Origin of the sequence: Pseudomonas sp. NBRC 111138, assembly GCF_001320835.1 — a bacterium.
Taxonomy (GTDB): Bacteria; Pseudomonadota; Gammaproteobacteria; order Pseudomonadales; family Pseudomonadaceae; genus Aquipseudomonas; species Aquipseudomonas paracarnis.
In genome coordinates this window covers 1-22,323 of the sequence record NZ_BCBO01000042.1, presented here as the reverse complement: position 1 = coordinate 22,323, position 22,323 = coordinate 1, and the positions used below count along the sequence as shown (strand labels likewise).

17 protein-coding genes, 2 tRNA genes and 1 pseudogene are annotated in these 22,323 nt (G+C 60.1%); 10 read left to right on the top strand and 10 right to left on the bottom strand.

The genetic code is table 11. The annotated features are described in order from the left end of the window. Together APH41_RS08140 and colR are read right to left on the bottom strand one after the other, a co-directional pair. A pseudogene (locus APH41_RS08140) lies at positions 1-238 on the bottom strand (two-component sensor histidine kinase); the annotation flags it as partial. Beyond that, positions 228-911 carry a two-component system response regulator ColR gene (colR, locus tag APH41_RS08135; RefSeq protein ID WP_003193936.1) on the bottom strand — a complete coding sequence of 228 codons (684 nt, stop codon included), beginning with the start codon at positions 909-911 and terminating at the stop codon, positions 228-230. The pseudogene APH41_RS08140 and the gene colR, both read right to left, overlap by 11 nt. A 201-nt stretch (positions 912-1,112) precedes the next feature. Between colR and APH41_RS08130 the strand changes: the two genes are divergently transcribed. After that, the gene (locus APH41_RS08130) at positions 1,113-3,062 is read left to right on the top strand and encodes an LTA synthase family protein (protein WP_054918346.1); all 1,950 of its coding nucleotides are present in this window, start codon (positions 1,113-1,115) and stop codon (positions 3,060-3,062) included. Positions 3,063-3,112: 50 nt separating this feature from the next. Next, positions 3,113-3,826, top strand: coding sequence for a phosphatase PAP2 family protein (locus tag APH41_RS08125; RefSeq protein WP_054918345.1), 714 nt, complete (start codon positions 3,113-3,115; stop codon positions 3,824-3,826). Positions 3,827-4,000: 174 nt separating this feature from the next. On the opposite strand, the gene groL is transcribed toward APH41_RS08125, so the two are convergent. The 5 genes from groL to APH41_RS08100 form a co-directional block, all read right to left on the bottom strand. Further along, positions 4,001-5,647: a chaperonin GroEL gene (groL, locus tag APH41_RS08120; protein ID WP_014719767.1), complete on the bottom strand. Its 1,647-nt coding sequence runs from the start codon at positions 5,645-5,647 to the stop codon at positions 4,001-4,003. A 50-nt stretch (positions 5,648-5,697) separates the two neighbouring features. After that, positions 5,698-5,991, bottom strand: a complete 294-nt coding sequence (locus APH41_RS08115) for a co-chaperone GroES (RefSeq protein WP_003193940.1) — start codon at positions 5,989-5,991, stop codon at positions 5,698-5,700. A gap of 247 nt (positions 5,992-6,238) precedes the next feature. Continuing rightward, on the bottom strand, positions 6,239-6,715 hold the full coding sequence (locus tag APH41_RS08110) for an FxsA family protein (protein WP_034128625.1): 477 nt from the start codon (positions 6,713-6,715) through the stop codon (positions 6,239-6,241). A gap of 66 nt (positions 6,716-6,781) precedes the next feature. After that, the gene (locus APH41_RS08105) at positions 6,782-7,513 is read right to left on the bottom strand and encodes a HugZ family protein (RefSeq protein ID WP_054918340.1); all 732 of its coding nucleotides are present in this window, start codon (positions 7,511-7,513) and stop codon (positions 6,782-6,784) included. Positions 7,514-7,615: 102 nt separating this feature from the next. After that, entirely contained in the window at positions 7,616-8,623 is a 1,008-nt protein-coding gene (locus APH41_RS08100; RefSeq protein ID WP_054918335.1) for a DUF481 domain-containing protein, read from the bottom strand. A 194-nt stretch (positions 8,624-8,817) separates the two neighbouring features. Here APH41_RS08100 and APH41_RS08095 point away from each other — a divergent pair, with 194 nt between their 5' ends. The 4 genes from APH41_RS08095 (at position 8,818) to APH41_RS08080 (ending at position 13,595) form a co-directional block, all read left to right on the top strand. Then, on the top strand, positions 8,818-9,132 hold the full coding sequence (locus tag APH41_RS08095) for an MGMT family protein (RefSeq protein WP_054897670.1): 315 nt from the start codon (positions 8,818-8,820) through the stop codon (positions 9,130-9,132). 43 nt (positions 9,133-9,175) lie between these two features. Then, positions 9,176-10,708: an AmpG family muropeptide MFS transporter gene (locus APH41_RS08090; protein WP_014719771.1), complete on the top strand. Its 1,533-nt coding sequence runs from the start codon at positions 9,176-9,178 to the stop codon at positions 10,706-10,708. A gap of 197 nt (positions 10,709-10,905) precedes the next feature. Next, positions 10,906-12,621: a proline--tRNA ligase gene (locus APH41_RS08085; protein WP_019817246.1), complete on the top strand. Its 1,716-nt coding sequence runs from the start codon at positions 10,906-10,908 to the stop codon at positions 12,619-12,621. 20 nt (positions 12,622-12,641) lie between these two features. Beyond that, the gene (locus APH41_RS08080; protein WP_054918333.1) at positions 12,642-13,595 is read left to right on the top strand and encodes a hypothetical protein; all 954 of its coding nucleotides are present in this window, start codon (positions 12,642-12,644) and stop codon (positions 13,593-13,595) included. 129 nt (positions 13,596-13,724) lie between these two features. On the opposite strand, the gene dinB is transcribed toward APH41_RS08080, so the two are convergent. Next, positions 13,725-14,783, bottom strand: coding sequence for a DNA polymerase IV (dinB, locus tag APH41_RS08075; RefSeq protein ID WP_003193948.1), 1,059 nt, complete (start codon positions 14,781-14,783; stop codon positions 13,725-13,727). A 278-nt stretch (positions 14,784-15,061) separates the two neighbouring features. Between dinB and APH41_RS08070 the strand changes: the two genes are divergently transcribed. From APH41_RS08070 to APH41_RS08055, 4 genes are all read left to right on the top strand, one after another. Beyond that, a tRNA-Met gene (locus APH41_RS08070) sits at positions 15,062-15,138 on the top strand. Between the two features lie 165 nt (positions 15,139-15,303). After that, positions 15,304-15,380 (top strand) — tRNA-Met (locus APH41_RS08065). Positions 15,381-15,660: 280 nt separating this feature from the next. Next, the gene (gene mprF, locus APH41_RS08060; RefSeq protein ID WP_014719775.1) at positions 15,661-18,303 is read left to right on the top strand and encodes a bifunctional lysylphosphatidylglycerol flippase/synthetase MprF; all 2,643 of its coding nucleotides are present in this window, start codon (positions 15,661-15,663) and stop codon (positions 18,301-18,303) included. After that, positions 18,303-19,583, top strand: coding sequence for a virulence factor family protein (locus APH41_RS08055; RefSeq protein ID WP_034128631.1), 1,281 nt, complete (start codon positions 18,303-18,305; stop codon positions 19,581-19,583). The genes mprF and APH41_RS08055 overlap by 1 nt, the downstream gene beginning before the upstream one ends. Positions 19,584-19,718: 135 nt before the next feature. On the opposite strand, the gene recJ is transcribed toward APH41_RS08055, so the two are convergent. Both recJ and APH41_RS08045 read right to left on the bottom strand, forming a co-directional pair. Continuing rightward, positions 19,719-21,428, bottom strand: coding sequence for a single-stranded-DNA-specific exonuclease RecJ (gene recJ / locus APH41_RS08050; protein ID WP_054918329.1), 1,710 nt, complete (start codon positions 21,426-21,428; stop codon positions 19,719-19,721). A 156-nt stretch (positions 21,429-21,584) separates the two neighbouring features. Next, positions 21,585-22,127 carry a YaeQ family protein gene (locus APH41_RS08045; protein ID WP_003193952.1) on the bottom strand — a complete coding sequence of 181 codons (543 nt, stop codon included), beginning with the start codon at positions 22,125-22,127 and terminating at the stop codon, positions 21,585-21,587. Between the last annotated feature and the right edge of the window lie 196 nt (positions 22,128-22,323).

Genomic DNA, 22,323 nt, shown 5'->3' with positions numbered 1-22,323 from the left:
CGCCACGCCCGCCGCTGAAATAAAACAGCTGGTCCGGCTCTGGCCGGTGGCTCCAGTCTTCGACACTGTCCATCAACAGCAGGCGCTGCAAGTCACCGCCCAGGCCCGCCGAGATCAACTTCTCTTCCACTAGGTGCACCGTCGCAATGATGCCCACGGCGAAGGCCCCCGCCACCAACGCACTCATCAAGGCGAAAGCGATGATGATCCGCTGGGCAAGGCTTTGCTTAAACTCCATCACGACCCTCGGCCAGGCGATAACCCACACCGTGCACGGTTTGCAGTAGCGGTTTGGCGAAGGGCTTGTCGATCACTTGGCGCAGTTGATGAACGTGGCTGCGCAGGCTGTCGCTGTCCGGGCAGTCGTCGCCCCACAGGGCTTCTTCGAGAACTTCCCGGCGCAGCACGTGCGGGCTTTTTTGCATCAGCACGGCGAGCAGTTTCAGGCCCACGGGGTTGAGCTTGAGCAAGCGCCCTTCGCGGGTGACTTCCAGCGTATCGAGGTCGTAGTTCAGGTCACCCACTTGCAGGGCACGACGCCCGCCGCCCTGGGCACGGCGCAACACCGCTTCGATACGCGCAGCCAGTTCCGACAAGGCGAAGGGTTTGAGCAGGTAGTCATCGGCGCCGGACTTGAAACCCTGCAGACGGTCGTCCAGTTGGTCGCGAGCGGTAAGCATGATCACCGGTGTGTCGCGGCGCGCGTCTTCGCGCAGGCGTTTGCACAGGGTGTAGCCATCGATGCCGGGCAACATGATGTCGAGCACGATCAGGTCGTAATGCTCGGTGGCTGCCAGGTGCAGGCCCGACAAACCGTCCTGCGCACAGTCCACTGTGTAGCCTTTGAGCCCCAGGTAGTCGGCCAGGTTGGCGAGGATATCGCGGTTGTCTTCAACCAATAGAATTCGCATGGGCAGTGTCTCCGTACGCGGTAACGGCCGTGTTGGCTCGCGCAGCTTAAGGCCAAGCGGGGCTCAGGGATAGAGGTGAGAGGCCCGCCGATAAAGGTTTTCAACTGTTTGTAAAGCCAAACAAGTTTTTCACTATAGCTTCACAATCTAACTACAGTGTCAGGACGAAGATCGCCCCCCATTGATATAAGGAACGTAGACATGGGTTTTTTCAAAACAGCGCCAATGCGCTATTTGCTGTTGATCACCGGTGCCTGGTTAGTGGTTTTCCTGCTCACCCGCAGTGTGCTGCTCATTACCCACCTCAATGAGGTCAGCGGCAACCTGTTGTCCGTGTTTGGCGTGGGTTTGCTCTACGACTTGGGTTTCCTGGCCTATGCAGCCTTGCCGCTTGGCCTGTATCTGCTGCTCTGCCCGCCAGCCCTGTGGCGCCGCCGTGGCCATCGCTGGTTCCTGCAAGCGGTGCTGACCGTCAGCCTGTTCGCCATGCTGTTCACCTCGGTGGCCGAATGGTTGTTCTGGGATGAGTTTGGCGTGCGCTTCAACTTTATCGCCGTCGATTACCTGGTGTACTCCGATGAGGTACTGAACAACCTGCTGGAGTCTTACCCGATCGGCAAGTTGCTGAGCCTGCTGGCGATGCTTGCACTGATTCTGAGCGTGGCTCTGCGCAAGCCCTTCAATGCCGCGATGGCAGCGCCCTTGCCTGCGCTGCGTGGCCGTTTGGTCAACGCCCTGAGCCTGCTGGTGCTCGCCGGCCTCAGCCTGCAACTGGTCAGCCAGGACAGCCCGCGCACCCAAGGCGGCAATGCTTACAACAACGAATTGGCCAGTAACGGGCCTTATCAGTTTTTCGCCGCCTTCCGTAACAACGAATTGGACTACACCCAGTTCTACAAAAGCCTGCCGACCGACGTCGTTGCCAAGCAGTTGCGCGCCGAACTCAGTGAGCCCAACGCCCGCTTTGTCGACCAAGACCCGCTGGATATTCGCCGTGCCATCACCAACCCCGGCACACTGCGCAAGCCCAACATCGTACTGGTGACCATCGAGAGCTTCAGCGCCAAGTACATGGGCAGTAATGGCGATGCGCGCAACCTCACGCCCAATCTGGATGCGTTGCGCCAACAGAGCCTGTACTTCAATAACTTCTACGCCACCGGTACGCGCACCGACCGTGGCCTGGAGGCCATTACCCTGGCAATTCCACCGACGCCGGGGCGTTCGATCGTCAAGCGCATCGGCCGCGAAAGCGGGTTCGCCAGCCTTGGGCAACAGCTCTCGGCCATCGGTTATGACAGCGTATTTGTCTACGGCGGGCGCGGTTACTTCGACAACATGAACGCGTTCTTCAGCGGCAACGGCTATCGGGTGGTGGACCAGAGCAGCGTGCCCGAGTCGGAGATCTCGTTCAAAAACGCCTGGGGCATGGCCGACGAAGACCTGTTCAAACAGACCTTGAAACTGGCTGACGCCGACTACGCCAAGCAACAGCCGTTCTTGCTGCAACTGATGACCACCTCCAACCACCGTCCTTATACCTATCCGGACGGGCGTATCGACATCAAGTCCGGCAAGGGTCGCGACGGCGCGGTGAAATACACCGACTACGCCATCGGCCAGTTCCTTGAGGCAGCGCGCCAGAAGCCGTGGTTCGATAACACGATCTTCGTGTTCGTCGCCGACCACACCGCCGGCAGCGCGGGCAAGGAAGACCTGCCGATCACCAACTACCAGATCCCGCTGTTTATCTACGCGCCCAAGCTGATCGACGCACGGGAATCCGCCCAACTGTCCAGCCAGATCGACCTGGCGCCAACCTTGCTGGGCCTGCTCAACCTGAGCTACGAATCGACATTCTTTGGCCGCAACCTGCTGCAAGACAACCCATTGCCTCCACGGGTGGTGGTGGGCAACTACCAGCATCTGGGCCTGTTTGATGGCAAGGACCTGGCAATCCTCAGCCCGCGCCAAGGCTTGCGTCGCCATGACCAGGCCCTGGGCGAGAGCCAGGAGCTGCGCGTCGGTAGCGATGACCCCTTGATTCAACGGGCGATCACCTACTACCAGGCCGCCAGTTATGGCTACAAACAGCAACTGCTGAGCTGGAAAGCGCCCAAGGAAGAGGCCCCAGCCTTAAGCAAACGCTAATCAAAAAGCCCCGTGCAGGTGAGCGCGGGGCTTTTTCACCAAGGTTCGTGATGAAATCCCCCTCCTCTTTACCGATTTCCAAACCGCTTAATTTTTGGTTGTGCCTAGGCCTACCTGCCAGCGCTGCAGTGGCCTTGCTGTTGCTGGAGCTGACGTCCCTGGACATGAACCTGGCCAGGCATTTCTACAGCGCAGAGGCTGGCGGTTTCATTGGCCGCTATAGCTTCTTCCTTGAAGACATCCTGCATGACCGTGCCAAGCAACTGGTGATCCTGTTTTCGGTACTGGCGATTCTCGGCCTGGTCGGCAGCTTCATCCTGCAGCGGCTCAAGCCTTACCGCCGTGAACTGGTGTGCCTGGTGCTATCGCTGGGCATGGCGACGGCGTTCGTGTCGCCATTGAAAACCATCACCGCCGTGCAATGCCCCTGGAGCCTCAAGGAATTCGGCGGCCAGGAAACCTACAGCGAACTGCTCAGCCCGCGCCCACCTACCGATAAACCCGGCCGTTGCTGGCCCGGCGGACATGCCGCCACCGGGTTCGCCTTGTTCGCCTGGTTCTTTGCCTTGCGGGATCGACGGCCGCGGCTGGCCCGATATGCGTTCATCTTTGCCGTCAGCCTGGGCAGCGTGTTTTCAGTCAGCCGTATGCTGCAAGGGGCGCATTTCTTTTCCCACAATGTATGGACAGCGATCTTTTGCTGGCTGATCTGCCTCGGGCTGTATTGCTTGTTGCTGTACCGGCCTAATCGCATTCTCCTGTAGGAGCGAGCTTGCTCGCGAAAAACGCACAGGCGCCGCGTTTACTCAGCAAGCACGCTTTACCGTTGACGTTTTTCGCGAGCAAGCTCGCTCCTACAGAGGAAGGCAAGCCGTGCATAAAAAAGCCCCACCTGCATCACTGCAGGCGGGGCTTTTTAAAGCGCCGGGTAGGCTGGCTTACATCATGCCGCCCATGCCACCCATGCCGCCCATGTCTGGCATACCGCCGCCAGCCGAGCCTTCTTTCTTCGGTGCTTCAGCGATCGCAGCTTCGGTGGTCAGGATCAGACCGCCGATGGAGGATGCTGCTTGCAGCGCGGAACGAGTCACCTTGGTTGGATCCAGGATGCCCATTTCGATCATGTCGCCGTACACGCCAGTCGCAGCGTTGTAACCGTAGTTACCTTTGCCGTTCTTGACTTCGTTGACCACAACGCTTGGCTCGTCGCCGGAGTTGGCAGCGATCTGGCGCAGCGGTGCTTCAACGGCACGACGCAGTACAGCGATACCGACGTTCTGGTCAGCGTTGTCGCCGGTCAGCTCAGTCAGGGCTTCCAGAGCACGGATCAGCGCAACGCCACCGCCAGGTACCACGCCTTCTTCAACGGCTGCACGGGTTGCGTGCAGGGCGTCTTCAACGCGGGCCTTCTTCTCTTTCATTTCAACTTCGGAGCCAGCGCCAACCTTGATCACTGCAACACCGCCAGACAGCTTGGCCAGGCGCTCTTGCAGTTTTTCACGGTCGTAGTCCGAGGAAGTCTCGGCAACCTGGGCACGGATCTGAGCGATACGGGACTCGATGTCGCCTTCAACGCCAGCACCGTCAACGATGATGGTGTTTTCCTTGGACAGGGTCACGCGCTTGGCACTACCCAGGTTTTCCAGGGTGGCGCTTTCCAGGCTCAGGCCGATCTCTTCGGAGATAACGGTACCGCCGGTCAGAACGGCGATGTCCTGCAGCATGGCCTTGCGACGGTCGCCGAAGCCTGGAGCCTTGACGGCTGCAACCTTGACGATGCCACGCATGTTGTTCACAACCAGAGTCGCCAGGGCTTCGCCTTCAACGTCTTCAGCCACGATCAGCAGTGGGCGGCCGGCTTTGGCAACGGCTTCCAGCACTGGCAGCATTTCGCGGATGTTGGAGATCTTTTTGTCGACCAGCAGGATCAGCGGGCTGTCCAGTTCGGCAACCATGGTGTCCGGCTTGTTGACGAAGTACGGGGACAGGTAGCCACGGTCGAACTGCATGCCTTCTACAACCGACAGTTCGTTTTCCAGGCCCGAGCCTTCTTCAACGGTGATCACGCCTTCTTTACCGACTTTTTCCATGGCTTCGGCAATGATGTCGCCGATGGAGCTGTCGGAGTTGGCAGAGATGGTGCCTACCTGAGCGATGGCCTTGGTGTCGGCGCATGGCTTGGACAGGTTCTTCAGCTCTTTGACGATGGCGATGGTCGCCTTGTCGATGCCGCGCTTGAGGTCCATCGGGTTCATGCCGGCAGCAACGGCCTTCAGGCCTTCGTTGACGATCGACTGAGCCAGTACGGTTGCGGTGGTAGTACCGTCACCTGCGTCATCGTTGGCACGGGAGGCAACGTCTTTGACCAGCTGCGCGCCCATGTTTTCGAAACGGTCTTCCAGTTCGATCTCTTTGGCTACGGAAACGCCGTCCTTGGTGATGGTCGGAGCGCCGAAGCTCTTCTCGATGATCACGTTACGGCCTTTCGGGCCCAAGGTCGCTTTTACTGCGTCAGCCAGTACGTTGACGCCAGTGAGCATTTTCTTGCGGGCGGAGTCGCCGAATTTAACTTCTTTAGCAGCCATGATCGATATTCCTTAAATACTTTGTAGTAACGGGAAAATGAGCGAGGAAATCAGTCTTCCAGAACGGCGAGAATTTCGTTCTCAGCCATTACCAGCAGGTCTTCGCCGTCGACTTTCACAGTGTTGCTGCCGGAGTAAGGGCCGAAAACAACCTTGTCACCCACTTTCACGGCCAGTGCGCGTACATCACCGTTCTCCAGGGTTTTGCCTGGGCCAGCAGCGACGATGACACCGTGGTTGGCTTTTTCAGCAGCCGAACCTGGCAGAACGATCCCGCCAGCGGTTTTCTTTTCTTCTTCGCTGCGACGGATTACGACGCGGTCGTGCAGAGGACGAAGCTTCATTGTCGATCTCTCCTAATTGTGTTTTTCATCGGCCGGTATCAATTCCGGCGGGTTAAATTCCGGCGGTGCCGGTCGCGGCTCGCTGGGCGAGACGCGGAAGTCTGTCTAGTGTCACCACCAGAAACCTTGCGGTGACCGTTACATAAGGGCGCCCAGGCTTATTACAAGGGGCCGGGGATGAAATTTTTTGTGTCGGCTCAAGGGTAAATGCAACACGGCACCCGAAGGTGCCGTGCCGGTGAAGCGGTTATTTGTTGTCGCGGTGTTCGAATTCGCCTTCGATCACATCACCTTCCCGCCCCAGGGGTTGGCGCGGAGCCGGACCGCCACGGGGTTGCAGGTCGTCGGCGAACGCACGCTGGCGCATGGCGGCCTCTTCAGCACGCTGGCGCATCTTGCCGGCCAGCAGCTTGCGGGTGAATGGCAGCAGCAGCACCAGGCCGAGCACGTCGCTGATAAAGCCCGGCAGGATCAGCAGGCCACCGGCCAGGGCCATCATCAGGCCCTCAAGCATGGTCTGGGCCGGCAGTTCGCCCCGGTTCAGGCTTTCACGGGCACGCAGCGCGGTGGCCAGGCCGGCGACGCGCAGCACCAGCACGCCGAGCATGGAGCCTACGATGATCAGCAGCAGCGCCGGGAAGAAACCGATCGCACCGCTGACTTTAACGAATACGAACAGCTCCAACACCGGAAACAGCAGAAAGAGCAATAAAAAAGGGCGCATCAAATGGTTCCTCAACGCAAGAATGCCTTGCCAGTCCACCTTAGATGACGTCGCCGTTGTGTGAATTCAAGCAGTGACAGCGTTTTTTTTCGGCCAGACCTCGGCGTGCGCCAATGAAACCAGGGCTTCGCGTACTTGTGTCGGCGTATTGCAGGGCTCGGCAAACCCTAGCCAATGTAACGACAGGCCAATACGCAGGTGCATGCCTTCGCTGTCGATACCAGCCAGTTGCGCAGGCTCGGTGGTTGGCAAACCGCCCAACTCAACGTAATGGGCGATGGCCTTGGTGTGATCGCTGTTCATGTGCTCGATCATGCTGCGCTCGGCCTTGCCCGCAAAAGGGTTGGCCAAGGTCAACTGGTCGACCCAATGGATTGCGCCAAACCCACCGATATAACGGTGGCGCACCGGCTTGAGCACCCAGAAATCGAAATCGTGAGCCTTGTGGTAGTTGGCCGAGTCGGGGAAGTAGCGGTAGTAGCGCTCGGCGGCGGCTTCGATGGCGGCGGTGTCTTCCAGCTTTTCGGCTTCGGCCAGGTAAGTCAGGCGCCCGACAGCTTGCACATCATCGGCCTCGCGCTCACCCACCAGCAGCGAACACTTGGGGTCTTTTTGCAGGTTATGGGTGTGCTGGGCAATGCGGCTGATCAGGATCAGCGGCCGGCCCTGCTCGTCCAGGCAGTAGGGCACCACCGAGCCGAAGGGAAAGCCGGGCATGGCTTTGGATTGTGTGGCGAGCGCCCCACGGTATTCCTTGAGCAACAGCTCTCGGGCGTTCTTGGCAACCTGCGTGCTCAATAGATGACTCCTCGGGTGTTCCGCGGCCCATGGCATATGGGAATGGATCTCAACACAAGGTAATCAATATCTGCGCAGGTTGCCAGAGTGGCCGACGCCGGTTTACCAGGCCACGCCGAAGCCTGCGGTGTAGCGGGTCTTGCTCAAGCTGCTGTCGGAGTCGCCGCTGATGATGTCACGCTCGGCCTTTAGGTTGAGCGAGGCCCATTCGGTGACTTTGTAGCGCAGGCCCATCTCGGCATCCAGAGAATAATCGGCCGGGCCGTCCAGCGGCTTGCCCAGCTCGCCATTGGTGAAGAACTCAACGGTCTTGCCCACCAGGTAGCGGTTGTAGTTCCACTTCATGGCCAGGGAATAGAAGTTGTCTTTGCCGCCATCGGCATATTCGTAATCGGTGCGGTTGACCAGCGAACCGAGGGAAAACGCGCCGAGTTCATCGTCCCAGAACTGGTAGCCCGGGCCGGTACCCACGGTGCGCTGGCGCGCCAGGTCTTCGATTTTGTCGCGCTTGTAGGTCAGGCGCCCCTGCCAGAACCAGTGCTCGGTGATGAAGCGGTCCAGGTCGTATTCCAGGGCCCAGTTGTCAGTGGTGGTGACGTCGTCCTGGAACTCGCGGTTGTATTCGCCCTTGCCCGTATGACGCCACTGGCCGTGACGGGCCGAGGTCTTGAAGTCGATGTCGTAGTCGTTGGTGTCTTTGTCCGCGCGCTTGTAGTCCAGCGCCAGGTCGACGTTACCCTTCCACACCAGGTCTTCGATCACGGGCTTGGGCTTCATGATCTGTTGGATACTTGCCAGTTCCACCGTCTTGGGCGCCTCGCCATTGGCCAGCACCACCTTGCCATCATCCGATGCCTGCAAGGATTTGGCCTTTTCACCGCTGTAGGCGTCCTGCTTGACCAGCAGCTCCTGGTCACTTTCCAGGGTTTTGACCTGTTTCCAGTCCACCGGAATGGAGCCTGCGTAGTCGGTTTGGATCAGCAACTTGCCACCGTCGAAGACTTTGATCTTGCCGGTGAGCCGGTCACCGTTTTTCAACCAGACGGTATCGGCGAGCAAGGGCGTGGAAGCACTGAAAACAGCAAGGCACAACAGGGTTCTGGACAACATAAGCAAGTACGGGACTCGGGGTTGGCGAAAATAAGGGGCGTTATAGTGTTACATGGCTAGAACTGACTCAAGGATTTATATTGAGTTCAATACTCATCGTCATGTTTACAGACGTTTCTGACAAAACAACGACGATCTCAACGGATATACCCACAGTGATCCTACCCGCCGATACGCCACAAAGCCCCGCCGAGATGCGCCGCACCGCACTCTACCTGACGTTGTCGCAGGTGCCCGAAGGCTGCGTGGTGAGTTACGGCGAGCTGGCCCACCTGGCCGGTTTGGGGCGGGCTGCCCGCTGGGTCGGGCGCACCCTGAGCCAGTTGCCGCAAGACACGCGGTTGCCCTGGCATCGGGTGCTGGCTGCCGGTGGTCGGATAAGTTTGCCGGTGGGCAGTGCCTCGGGTGACGAACAACGTGCGCGTTTACGTAGCGAAGGCGTCACCATCCTGAACAATCGTGTTGATATTCAGCGTCATGGCTGGCGCCCGGTAGAGCACAGCGGTTAGAGTGCGCGCTTTGTTTCCGCAAATCTGAGGCAGACTCCAGCCCATGCCCCGTAAAACCTGGCGCGCCGCGCTCGCCGCCTATGCCAGCCCTTCGACGTTAGTGCTGTTGTTGCTCGGTTTCGCCGCCGGCATGCCTTACATGTTGGTGTTTTCGACGCTTTCGGTGTGGCTGCGTGAAGCCGGTGTGGCCCGCGAGACCATTGGCTATGCGAGCCTGATCGGCTTGGCCTACGCCTTCAAATGGGTCTGGTCGCCGCTGCTCGACCAATGGCGCCTGCCGTTGCTTGGCAAACTGGGGCGTCGTCGCTCCTGGCTGGTGCTGGCCCAATCGCTGGTGATCCTCGGATTGATCGGCATGGGCTTTTGTGACCCGCAAAAACACCTGTCCTGGTTGATCGCCATTGCGGTGATCGTCGCCTTCGCGTCGGCCACCCAAGATATCGCCGTGGATGCCTACCGCCTGGAAATCGCCGACGACAGCCGTCAGGCCGCCCTGGCGGCAAGCTACATGTCCGGCTATCGCATTGCCGCCCTGCTGGCTACCGCCGGTGCGCTGTTCTTTGCCGAAGGCTTTGGCTCCACCGGCTTCAACTATAAACACTCGGCCTGGACCGGCACCTATGTGCTGTTCGGCGTGTTGATGGTGCCGGCGTTGCTCACCACCTTCCTCATGCGTGAACCTGATGTGCCACTGCGCACCCAGTTGCAGGCCGGACGCTACAGTTTCATGCACCAGTTGGTGTCGGTGTTTGTACTGATCGTGCTGTTGGTCTCGGTACCGGCGATGTTCACCCAGTTGTACAACACCGACTTCGCCAGCGTGCTGTTCCAGGGCGTGAGTTTGTGGGAACTGCTGATGGAAGACCGCGCGTTCCTGCGCGCCATCCTCTATATCATCCTCACTACCCTGTGCCTTTCAGCCATGGGCCGCCGGGGCCTGGCGCCCGTGCTCACGCCGGTCAACGACTTTATCCTGCGCTACCGTTGGCAGGCGCTGCTGCTGCTCGGGCTGATTGCCACCTATCGCATGTCCGACACGGTGATGGGCGTCATGGCCAACGTGTTCTATATCGACCAGGGTTTCACCAAGGACCAGATCGCCGGAGTGAGCAAGATCTTCGGCCTGATCATGACCCTGCTCGGCGCCGGCATGGGCGGCCTATTGATCGTGCGGTTCGGGATACTGCCGATCCTGTTCATCGGCGGCGTGGCCTCGGCCGGTACCAACCTGCTGTTCGTGATGCTCGCCGACATGGGCCCCGACCTGCAGATGTTGATCGTCACCATCTCCCTGGACAACTTCAGTTCGGGCATGGCCACTTCGGCGTTCGTGGCGTACCTGTCGAGCCTCACCAACCTCAAGTTCTCCGCCACCCAATATGCGCTGCTCAGTTCGATCATGCTGTTGCTGCCGCGTTTGATCGGCGGCTATTCAGGGGTGATGGTGGAGAAGTTCGGTTATCACAACTTCTTTATGATCACCTGCCTGCTGGGTGTGCCGACGCTGCTCCTGATTGCGCTGCACTGGTTCCAGGAGAACCGCCGCGCCCGACTGAATCCCCCGCCGGAAGACTGACACGACTCAGTCAATGTGGGAGCTGGCTTGCCTGCGATAGCGGTGGTGAACCCAGCGCCGCTATCGCAGGCAAGCCAGCTCCCACACAAGCGACGGTTACGACAGATACACCCAGCTACCTCACGCCTGTACTCCGGCGACAAGCGCCCGTACAATCCCAAGTCATTTCAAGTCCAAGCAACCGACAACGGCCTACCATGCGTACCAGTCAATATTTGCTCGCCACACAGAAAGAAACGCCTTCCGACGCGGTTGTGATCAGCCATCAGCTGATGCTGCGCGCCGGTATGATCCGCAAACTGGCCTCGGGCCTGTACACCTGGTTGCCCATGGGCTTGAAGGTGATGCGCAAGGTCGAAGCCATCGTTCGTGAAGAAATGAACGCGGCCGGCTCTCTGGAAGTGTTGATGCCGAGCACCCAACCGGCTGAGTTGTGGCAGGAATCCGGGCGCTGGGAAGAGTACGGCCCTGAGTTGCTGCGCTTTAAAGACCGTCATGGCCGCGATTTCTGCGCCGGCCCGACCCACGAAGAAGTCATCACCGACCTGATGCGCAACGAGCTGAGCAGCTATAAGCAGTTGCCGCTCAACCTGTATCAGATCCAGACCAAGTTTCGTGACGAGATCCGCCCACGCTTCGGCCTGATGCGTGGCCGCGAGTTCATCATGAAGGACGCCTATTCGTTCCACGCCGACCAGGCTTCCCTGCAAGCGACCTACGACCGCATGCACCAGGCCTACTGCAACGTGTTCACGCGCCTGGGCCTGAAGTTCCGCCCGGTTGAAGCGGACAACGGCTCCATCGGCGGTGCCGGCTCCCACGAATTCCACGTGCTGGCCGAGTCCGGCGAAGACGATATCGTGTTCAGCAACGGTTCCGACTACGCGGCGAACATCGAGAAGGCCGAAGCCATACCACGTGAAACCTCGCGCCCTGCTCCCACCGAGGAGCTGCGCCTGGTCGACACGCCAGACACCAAGACCATCGCGGCCCTGGTGGAGAAATTCAATCTGCCGATTGAAAAGACTATCAAGACCCTGATCGTGCGCGCCGAAGAAGAAGGCAAGCTGATCGCCCTGGTGATCCGTGGTGACCACGAGCTCAACGAAATCAAGGCCGCTAACCAGCCTGGCGTAGCCAGCCCGCTGGTCATGGCCACCGATGCCGAACTGCGCGACGCCATTGGCGCCGGTGCCGGTTCCCTCGGCCCGCTGAACCTGCCACTGCCGATCATCATCGACCGTTCCGTTGAGCTGATGAGCGACTTCGGTATCGGCGCCAACATCGACGACAAGCACTACTTCGGCGTGAACTGGGAGCGTGACCTGCCGGTTCCGACCGTGGCCGACCTGCGCAACGTCGTGGCCGGCGACCCGAGCCCGGATGGCAAGGGCACCCTGGAGATCAAGCGCGGCATCGAAGTCGGGCACATCTTCCAGCTGGGCAACAAGTACAGCAAGGCGATGAAGTGCGAAGTACTGGGTGAGAACGGCAAGCCGATCACCCTGGACATGGGCTGCTACGGCATTGGCGTATCCCGCGTGGTTGCCGCTGCCATCGAGCAGAACAACGACGAGAAAGGCATCATCTGGAGTGACGCGCTGGCGCCGTTCCAGGTGGCCCTGGTGCCATTGCGCTATGAAACCGAGCAAGTACGCGAAGCCACCGACAAACTGTACGCGGAACTCACCGCTGCCGGTTTCGAAGTGCTGCTCGATGATCGGGACAAGAAAACCAGCCCGGGCATCAAGTTCGCCGACATGGAACTGATTGGCATCCCGCACCGGATCGTGGTCAGTGACCGCGGCCTGGCGGATGGCAATCTGGAATACAAGAGCCGGACCGAAGCCGAAGCCCAACCGTTGCCGGTGGCTGACGTGCTGTCTTTCCTCCAGGCGCGTATTCGTCGCTGAAAACCAGATCAAGAGAAGTCATGTTCAAGCGAAACACCAGAGCCCTGGGGGGCGCCGCCTTGTGCGGCGCCCTGCTGGTCAGCGGCTGCGCCAATCAGATGTCGCAACGCAGTGAACACGAGGAGCGGGTCGAGCGTAAGTTGCTCGACCACAGCCTGCAGATCGATGTAGGCGAACCCAAAGTGCTGGAGCTGCCGCAACGCCGAGTTCGCATTCATGAGCAAAAGACCTTCGAGGTCACCGAATTCGAAGTCACCCGTCGTTATGACCGCTACACGCCCTACCAGCCCTGGCGCAAACTCTACGAGATGCCCTTGGGTGCCGTGGCGCTGGTGGCGGGCGTGGGTGCCAACGTGGCGAATATCTTCGCCCTCGGCAACCTGCCCACGAGTGTGACCCATGACTGGTTGAGCTATGGCGTGGACGGCATCAACCCGTTCATGAACGTGCAATCCCACGGCCGTGCGCAACAGAACCTGGCGGCTATCGATGAAGTCCAGCGTGACAAGCGCCTGGAGTATTCGAGCCTGCCCTGGAGCGAGCGCCCGGTGCAAGTCACTGCCGGCAAGCAGACCCATGAGCTGACCACCGACCGTAACGGCATTCTGCGCCTTAACCTGTTGGACAGCCCCTTTGCCGAGCAGGACCTGAACCGCGTCACCACGCTGAAAATCACTGTGGCGGATGGCCAGGACGACGTGCATACCGACTCGACCCTGGCGGTCAGCAACACGCTGCGCAGCAAGCTGCTCGAAGCCCATGCCCTGATCTATGACGACCTGGAAGATGACGAAGTGAACCAGTGGGTACACCGGGTCAAACGCCTGTCGGAGCTGGGCCTGGAAGAAGAAGCCAGCGAGCTGGAACAAAGCCTGATTGAACTGACGCGCAATGATCCGGAGTTGCAGCAGGAGTTTGTGCAGGCGCTGACCAAGGATGGTGGGCGCTTGGTGGCGGATCCCGGCGCACGCTGATCGCTCAATACCTGTGAAGATCAAACTGTGGGAGCTGGCTTGCCTGCGATAGCGGTGTATCAGTTAAAGCATTCGTGACTGACACACGGCTATCGCAGGCAAGCCAGCTCCCACATTTATTTCGGGTTTTTACCAGGAAAACTCGAGCTGTTCGTTGCCGCCGCTCAGGTCCAGCAACCGTACGCCTATCCCCAACAACCGCACCGGCTTGCCCCCGCGATTGAACGCCTGAGTCATCAACTGTTCATAACTCTCCAGATCCCGCCCTGCCCCCGCCTGCTCCAGCGTCGTCTGGGTAAAGTCATGAAACTTCACTTTCACGAACGGCTTGCCCGCCCGGTAGCTACTGTCGATACGCGCCATGCGCCCGGCCAGGGTCTCCATCAACTCCGGCAGTTTCGCCAGGCAACTTGAAAGATCGGGCAAGTCCACGTCGAAGGTATTTTCTACACTGATGGATTGCCGCCGGCTGTCGTTTTGCACTACACGATCATCAATCCCACGGGCCAGGCTCCAGAGGCGCTCGCCAAAACTGCCGAATTCGCGCACCAGCGCCAGTTTGTTCCAGTCGCGCAATTGCAGGCAGTCTTCGATGCCCAGGCGCGCCAGCTTGTCAGCGGTGACCTTGCCCACGCCATGCAGCTTGCTGACACGCAACTGCGAGACAAAGTCTTCAACTTGATCCGGCGTGATCACAAACAGGCCGTTGGGCTTTTTCCAGTCGCTGGCGATCTTGGCCAAAAACTTGTTGGGCGCCACGCCGGCAGACACAGTGATATGCAGCTGGTTGGAGACCCGGCGCCGAATGTCCTGGGCAATACGCGTGGCGCTGCCGCCAAAATGCGGGCTGTCAGACACGTCGAGGTAAGCCTCATCCAGCGACAACGGCTCGATCAAGTCGGTGTAGTCGCGGAAAATCAGCTGGATTTCTTTCGACGCTTCTTTATAGGCATCCATGCGCGGCTTGACGATGGTCAAGTCCGGGCACAGCTTCAGGGCGTGACGTGACGACATCGCCGAACGCACCCCATACGCCCGCGCCTCATAATTGCAGGTGGCGATCACGCCGCGCCGATCTGCCGAGCCACCGACAGCCAAGGGCTTTTGCGCCAGGCTCGGGTCGTCGCGCATCTCGATGGCGGCGTAGAAGCAATCACAGTCGACGTGGATGATTTTGCGCTGCGTCATATAAACGGGGTGTTAACCAACGGGTGGCCAGTATCGCACTCACCCCTGTATATAGCACCAGTAGTTTGAATCTTCTGTCTGAGCGGTAGGAAATTTCGTAGATGAATATATTTTCTCAATCGAATCCCGCATCCCAATAGAGCTGAAAGCCTTGCCCTGCCTGGCTTCAAGCCCTCAAGAAGCCCCTCATCAAGCGCTAACCGATTGAAGCAAAAGCGCTTTTCTTCGATTCACAGGTTGACACACTCGCGTTCCTCTGTAGAATGCCGACACACAGACGCGGGATGGAGCAGTCTGGTAGCTCGTCGGGCTCATAACCCGAAGGTCGTCGGTTCAAATCCGGCTCCCGCAACCAAACATCAAAAAAGGCTACTCGAAAGAGTGGCCTTTTTTGTGCGCGCTTGTTTCCCTTGCAGAATGCGCCCAACACCTTGATTTCAGAATAATTAGCGCTTATTCCAGCGATCGGCTCATTAACGGTTGACACCCCGCCATTGGGCTGTAGAATGCCGCCCACAGACGCGGGATGGAGCAGTCTGGTAGCTCGTCGGGCTCATAACCCGAAGGTCGTCGGTTCAAATCCGGCTCCCGCAACCAAACATCAAAAAAGGCTACTCGAAAGAGTGGCCTTTTTTGTATCTGGCGAAAAAGTTCTTCTGAAACAATGGCATGGCATCTTTCATGAAACCGTAGACGGTTTGCAGAGTCCATCTCATTGCACGCTATGCTCAATGCTCAAGCGCTACCCCTCTACGACCAATGGCCGCAGTCGCCGCGCCCGGTGATCCGCGTTAATATTTGTAATTATTTTGTCCATAGGGATTGGTAACTTGGCTGGATACCTCCATCCTGTCGCGCACAATCCACGAGGTGATTGATGCGCGCCAACTCGTCTGAACCACAAGACACCGTCACAGCAGAACAACCGATCACTCCCACCCGTTTGCGGTGGCTGGACCTGTTGAGCAAGTACCGCCAGCCCATCGGCCTGGCCGTGACGCTCCTGCTGTTTGCAATCGCCCTGATCGCCTGCCGGCACCTGCTGCTAGAGCTGGACCTCTACGCCCTGCACGATTCGATCCTGGAAGTGCCCAAGCCTGCCCTATTGGGGGCCTTTGCGGCGGCAGTCGCCGGTTTTGTGATCCTGCTCGGCTATGAATTCTCCGGCGCGCGTTATGCCGGCGTGCAATTGCCCGCCAAGACCCTGGCCCTGGGTGGTTTCACCGCCTTTGCTATCGGCAACGCCATTGGTTTGTCGATGCTCTCGGGCGGTTCGGTGCGTTACCGTTTATATGCACGCCATGGAATCGGCGCCTCGGAAGTGGCGCACATGACCGTGTTCGCCAGCCTGGCCCTGGGCTGTGCGCTGCCGCCGCTGGCCGCGCTGGCCACGTTGAGCAACTTGCCAGCCGCCTCCACTTACCTGCATTTATCGCAAAGCCTGCTCGGCGGCATTGCCGGCGCCGTGCTGCTGTTGTCGGCCCTGCTGTGCATCGGCATCTATCGCCGCCGCCTGCCGGAACAGCCCTACCCCGACAACCTGCTGGTCAAGGCCGGGCGCCGCACCCTGCGCCTGCCTGGCCGACGCCTGACTTTCCTGCAACTGATCATCACCGCACTGGACGTCGCCGCAGCCGCTACCGTGCTGTATCTGCTGTTGCCCGAAGCGCCGCCCTTCGGCCCGTTCCTGTTGGTGTACCTGCTGGCCCTGGCCGCCGGTGTGCTCAGCCATGTGCCGGGCGGCGTGGGCGTATTCGAAGCGATCCTGCTGGCGGCCTTTGCCGACAAACTCGGTGCCGCGCCCCTGGCTGCTGCCTTGCTGCTGTACCGCATGATCTACGTGGTGCTGCCACTGTTGATCGCTTGTGTATTCCTGCTGGTCAACGAGGCCCAGCGCCTGTTCCAGACCCAGCAAAGCCTGCGGGTAGCATCGGGGCTGGCAGCGCCAGTATTGGCCGTCCTGGTTTTTTTGTCCGGCGTGGTCCTGCTGTTTTCCGGCGCCACGCCAGAGATCGACTCACGCCTGGAAAACATCGGCTTCCTGATTCCCCATCGTCTGATTGACGCGTCGCACTTCGGTGCCAGCCTGATCGGTGTGTTGTGCCTGTTGCTCGCCCAGGGCCTGCGCCGGCGGTTGTCGGCCGCCTGGATGCTGACCATGGTGTTGCTGCTGGTTGGCGCCCTGCTCTCGCTGCTTAAAGGCTTCGACTGGGAAGAAGCCAGCCTGATGACCATGACCGCAGTGCTGCTGGCCATCTTCCGGCGCTCGTTCTACCGCGCCAGTCGCCTGACCGAGTTGCCGTTTTCGCCGCTGTACCTGGTGGCCAGTGTCTGTGTGCTCGGCGCCTCGATCTGGCTGCTGCTGTTTGCCTATCAGGACGTGCCCTACAGTCACCAACTCTGGTGGCAGTTCACCCTCGACGCCAACGCCCCGCGTGGTTTGCGTTCGCTGCTCGGCGCCGCCGTGTTGCTGGTGATCGTGTCGCTGACCTGGCTGCTGCGCACGGCACGCCCGGTCATCCACCTGCCGACCCCGGAAGAACTGGAGCGCGCCAGCAAGATCCTGATGGCCTCGTCCCAACCTGACGGCGGCCTGGCGCTCACCGGCGACAAGGCACTGCTGTTTCACCCCAACGATGAAGCCTTCCTGATGTATGCCCGTCGCGGGCGTAGCCTGGTCGCTTTGTACGACCCGATCGGCCCGACCCAACCGCGCGCCGAGATGATCTGGCAGTTCCGCGACCTGTGCGACATCCACCATGCCCGTCCGGTGTTTTACCAGGTACGCGCCGAGAACCTGCCGTATTACATGGACATCGGCCTCACCGCGATCAAACTGGGTGAAGAAGCCCGCGTCGACCTGAAACGCTTTGACCTGGAAGCCAAGGGCAAAGAAATGAAGGATTTGCGCTACACCTGGAACCGTGGCACCCGGGACGGCCTGTCCCTGGAAATCTGCGAACCGGGCAAGGCGCCGATGGATGAATTAAAAGTCATCTCCGATGCCTGGCTTACAGGTAAGAATGTGCGGGAAAAGGGCTTCTCCCTGGGCCGTTTCAGCGATGACTACCTCAAGCACTTTCGTATCGCGATCATTCGCTTCGAAGGGCGCCCGGTGGCCTTCGCCAATTTGCTCGAAACCTACAATCATGATCTGGCCAGCCTCGACCTGATGCGTGCCCACCCGGACGCGCCCAAGTTGACCATGGAGTTCATGATGGTGGGCCTGATTCAACATTATAAGAGCCACGACTACGCGCGCTTCAGCCTCGGCATGGTGCCGTTGTCGGGCTTGCAACCGCGCCGTGGCGCACCGCTGACCCAGCGCCTGGGCTCGATGGTGTTCCGCCGTGGCGAGCAACTGTATAACTTCCAAGGTTTGCGCCGCTTCAAAGACAAGTTCCAGCCCGACTGGGAACCCCGTTACATGGCCGTGCCCGCAGGACTGGATCCGCTGGTGGCATTGGCCGATACCGCCGCCCTGATCGCGGGCGGCTTGACTGGATTGGTGAAACGCTGATGATTCGACGCTCCTGGCGGTATGTATTGGCTTTAGTGGTGCTGCTTGCGCTGATCGCGGCCGGTGGCTTCTGGTACTGGAACCGCCCTGCTCCGCAACCGACCCTGGAGCACTTGCCCCAGGCCGACGGTTCGGTAATGACCCGCGTGACCCCGGCCAGCAACGCAAAAGCGCGCGTGGCCGTGGCGGTGATGGCCGACGAAACCCTGACCGACAGCCAACTGATTGCCCTGAGCCAGGGCGGTTCAGCGCAACTGGTTCAGGTGGTGCTGCCAAAAGATGACTGCGCACTGCAGGAAAAAGCCCTGCAAGGCGCCCTGGCCCAGCTGAAAGGCCCGGCAACCCTGGTCAGCGGCATTGGCCCTGGCGCCGCACTCGCCTGGCGCTGGCTGGCCACCCAGAACGACGACAAGGCCAACGCCATCTCCGTGGGCTTCGCCCTGAAACAGGAAGGCTGCAACGACCCGCTGCCGAAAACCGCCGCCCATGGCAGCTGGCTGGTGGCGTGGAACGATAACCCCGACGATGAAAGCGCCAGTTTCGTACGCGACACACCGCGCGCCACCACCAGCATCAGCGACTACGACATTCATTACCCACAGGTGCTGAATAACGAACTGCGCAAGCAACTGGTCGGTTCGGACAACGGCGGCCTGGCGATTCCGGTGGTGGAAGTGCCTGCCGGCCAAGCCAAGGACACCGTGACCCTGTTCCTCTCCGGTGACGGCGGCTGGCGCGACCTGGACCGCGACGTGGCGGGCGAGATGGCCAAGATCGGCTACCCGGTGGTGGGCATCGACACCCTGCGCTACTACTGGCAGCACAAGACGCCGGAGCAAAGTGCCAAGGACCTCACCGAGCTGATGCAACACTACCGGCAAAAGTGGGGCACCAAGCGCTTCGTGCTGACCGGTTACTCGTTCGGCGCCGACGTATTGCCGGCGATCTACAACCGTATGCCAGAAAACGAACAGCAACGGGTGGACGCGATCATCCTGCTGGCCTTCGCCCGCACCGGCAGCTTTGAAATCGAAGTGGAAGGCTGGCTGGGCAACGCCGGCAAAGAAGCCGCCACCGGCCCAGAAATGGCCAAGCTGCCGCCAGAGAAAGTCGTGTGCATCTACGGCGCCGAAGAAGTCGACGAGAGTGGCTGCACCGACAAGACCGCCGTGGGCGAAGCCATGAAGCTGCCGGGCGGGCATCACTTCGATGAGAACTACCCGGCGCTGGCCAAGCGGTTGGTGGATATTATCGTCAAGCATCAGGCCAAAGCCGAATAACCCCAGCTTAACCTAAGACCCAATGTGGGAACGGGCTTGCCCGCGATAGCGGTGGCTCAGTCACAGTAGCGTTGACTGACACTCCGTCATCGCGGGCAAGCCCGCTCCCACAGTGGTACGTGGTGTTGATGAAAACTAGCGCGGTTCGATGTGCGCAATCATCAGTTGCACGGTTTCATTGCCACGAAACTCATTCACATCCAGCTTGTAGGCCAATTCCACCCAACGCACCGTCGGGTTTGGCCACACTTCGCGGTCCACACCAAAGGCGATGCCATCGAGCTTCACCGACCCGCATTCGCTCTTGAGCACCACTTTCAAATGCCGCTCGCCCACCACCCGCTGCTCCACCAACTGGAATACCCCGTGAAACAACGGCTCGGGAAAGTGCTGCCCCCACGGGCCGGCATGGCGCAGGGCGCGGGCCAGTTCCAGGTGAAATTCCTCCACCGCCAGGGTGCCGTCTGAAAGCAGGCGGCCGGTGAGGTCTTCTTCGCGCAATTGCCGACGCACTTCGGCATCGAAGGCTTGCGCAAACAGCGGGAAGTTGGCCTCGGGCAAGGTCAGCCCCGCCGCCATGGCGTGGCCGCCGTACTTGGTGATCAGGTTGGGGTGCTGGCTGGCAACGACCGCCAGCGCATCGCGGATATGAAAGCCTTGCACCGAGCGTCCAGAGCCCTTGAGCAGGCCATCACCGGCATCGGCGAAGGCGATGGTCGGGCGGAAATAACGCTCCTTCATACGTGACGCGAGGATCCCGATCACCCCTTGGTGCCACTCCGGGTCAAACAGGCACAGACCGTACGGCATCGACTCCACCGGCAGGTCCTTGAGCTGGGCCAGGGCCTCGCGTTGCATGCCTTGCTCGATGGATTTACGGTCCTGGTTCATGCCGTCCAGTTGCGCGGCCATTTCCCGTGCGGCGGCGAAGTCCGTGGTAAGCAGGCATTCAATGCCCAGGCTCATATCGTCCAGGCGCCCGGCGGCATTCAGGCGCGGGCCGAGGATAAAACCCAGGTCGGTGGAGGTGATACGCGCATGATCACGCTTGGCCACTTCCAGGATCGCCTTGATCCCCGGCCGCGCCCGACCGGCCCGAATACGCTCCAGCCCCTGGTGCACGAGGATGCGGTTGTTGGCGTCCAGCGGCACCACGTCAGCGACGCTGCCCAGGGCCACCAGATCAAGCAGTTCACCGATGTTCGGCTGGGGCTTGTTGTCATACCAACCCAGGCTGCGCAACCGTGCACGCAGGGCCATCAATACATAGAAGATCACGCCGACCCCGGCCAGGGCCTTGCTGGGAAACGTGCAGCCCGGCTGGTTAGGATTGACGATGGCGTCAGCGGCCGGCAGTTCATCGCCGGGCAAGTGGTGGTCGGTGACCAGCACTTGCAACCCCGCCGCTTTCGCCGCCGCCACGCCTTCGACGCTGGAGATACCGTTGTCCACGGTGATCAGCAACTGCGGCTCGCGCTGCAGCGCCACCGCGACGATTTCCGGGGTCAGGCCGTAGCCGTATTCGAAGCGGTTGGGCACCAGGTAGTCGACATGGGCCGCCCCGAGCAAACGCAGGCCCAGGGTGCCTACGGTGCTCGCTGTGGCGCCATCGGCGTCGAAGTCACCGACGATCAGGATGCGCTGGCGCTGCTCCAGAGCCGTCACCAGCAAGTCCACCGCGGCGTCGATGCCCTTGAGCTGCTGATAGGGAATCAACCGCGCCAGGCTCTTGTCCAGCTCGGCCTCCGACTGCACCCCGCGTGCGGCGTAAAGGCGGGTCAACAGCGGCGGCAGTTCACCGAGAAAAGGCAGGACGGCGGGCAATGGGCGGGGATCGATACGCATGGGGTGACGGGAGCTTCTCTTCTAATACATCGGTTAAACACAGATAGTGAACGCAACAAGATCAAATGTGGGAGCTGGCTTGCCTGCGATGCATACGACTCGGTACATCAGACACACCGAGTGGATGCCCTCGCAGGCAAGCCAGTTCCCACCTTTTCAACCGCGCTCGCCGACCAGCCATTGCAGTTGCACTTCATGCTGGCCACGGTCATCGGTCACAAAGATCGTGCCTTCGCTGATCATCACGTCCCACTTGATCACCCGCGGCATGTCCTTGGCCAGGGTCTCCAAGACTTCCTGGGGCACGGCAGCGATGTGCACGTTTTTCAGGTTGTTGGCCACCGGCACTACCTTGCCTTCCCACACGCGCAGGCTGCCATAGGCCAGCAGGCTGGTGCGTTCGGTGCGGCGCGAGCACCAGGTCAGGCGGTCGGCATCCGGCTGGCCGACTTCGATCCAGTGCAAAACACGATCATCCAGGCTTTTTTCCCACAGGGCAGGTTCGTCTACATCCGACAGGCCACGCCCGAACGCCAATTGCTCGTTGTACCAGAGGGCGTAGGCCAGCAGGCGCACGGTCATGCGCTCTTCGGTTTCCGAAGGGTGGCGGGCGATGGTCTGTTTGACGCTCTCGTACACCGAGCGGTCGAGGTCGGTGAGGTTGAGTTCGAATTTGTAGGTCGTGGACGGCTGGGCCATGAACGGGCTTCTAAAGACAAGGAAAGGCGGCCAGTCTAACCGATGGCGAGGGCATTGAACGAATACTGCGCTGCATCCGCGCGGCTCGCCTATGTTAAAAAGCAGGACATCATCGTCCCGCGCTCGTAAGGATCCCCATGTCGCTTAATGCCAAACCACTTGCCGGCCTGAAAGTCATCGAACTGGGCACCCTGAT

Bases quoted from the DNA above. Each gene is read 5' to 3' on its own strand.
- APH41_RS08125 (WP_054918345.1), top strand. From the start codon at position 3,113: ATGAAATCCCCCTCCTCTTTACCGATTTCCAAACCGCTTAATTTTTGG.
- recJ (WP_054918329.1), bottom strand. From the start codon at position 21,428: ATGCGTATCGATCCCCGCCCATTGCCCGCCGTCCTGCCTTTTCTCGGT.
- APH41_RS08055 (WP_034128631.1), top strand. From the start codon at position 18,303: ATGATTCGACGCTCCTGGCGGTATGTATTGGCTTTAGTGGTGCTGCTT.
- APH41_RS08085 (WP_019817246.1), top strand. From the start codon at position 10,906: ATGCGTACCAGTCAATATTTGCTCGCCACACAGAAAGAAACGCCTTCC.
- APH41_RS08110 (WP_034128625.1), bottom strand. From the start codon at position 6,715: ATGCGCCCTTTTTTATTGCTCTTTCTGCTGTTTCCGGTGTTGGAGCTG.
- mprF (WP_014719775.1), top strand. From the start codon at position 15,661: ATGCGCGCCAACTCGTCTGAACCACAAGACACCGTCACAGCAGAACAA.
- colR (WP_003193936.1), bottom strand. From the start codon at position 911: ATGCGAATTCTATTGGTTGAAGACAACCGCGATATCCTCGCCAACCTG.
- APH41_RS08100 (WP_054918335.1), bottom strand. From the start codon at position 8,623: ATGTTGTCCAGAACCCTGTTGTGCCTTGCTGTTTTCAGTGCTTCCACG.
- APH41_RS08130 (WP_054918346.1), top strand. From the start codon at position 1,113: ATGGGTTTTTTCAAAACAGCGCCAATGCGCTATTTGCTGTTGATCACC.
- groL (WP_014719767.1), bottom strand. From the start codon at position 5,647: ATGGCTGCTAAAGAAGTTAAATTCGGCGACTCCGCCCGCAAGAAAATG.
- APH41_RS08115 (WP_003193940.1), bottom strand. From the start codon at position 5,991: ATGAAGCTTCGTCCTCTGCACGACCGCGTCGTAATCCGTCGCAGCGAA.
- APH41_RS08095 (WP_054897670.1), top strand. From the start codon at position 8,818: ATGCGCCGCACCGCACTCTACCTGACGTTGTCGCAGGTGCCCGAAGGC.
- APH41_RS08045 (WP_003193952.1), bottom strand. From the start codon at position 22,127: ATGGCCCAGCCGTCCACGACCTACAAATTCGAACTCAACCTCACCGAC.
- APH41_RS08090 (WP_014719771.1), top strand. From the start codon at position 9,176: ATGCCCCGTAAAACCTGGCGCGCCGCGCTCGCCGCCTATGCCAGCCCT.
- APH41_RS08080 (WP_054918333.1), top strand. From the start codon at position 12,642: ATGTTCAAGCGAAACACCAGAGCCCTGGGGGGCGCCGCCTTGTGCGGC.
- dinB (WP_003193948.1), bottom strand. From the start codon at position 14,783: ATGACGCAGCGCAAAATCATCCACGTCGACTGTGATTGCTTCTACGCC.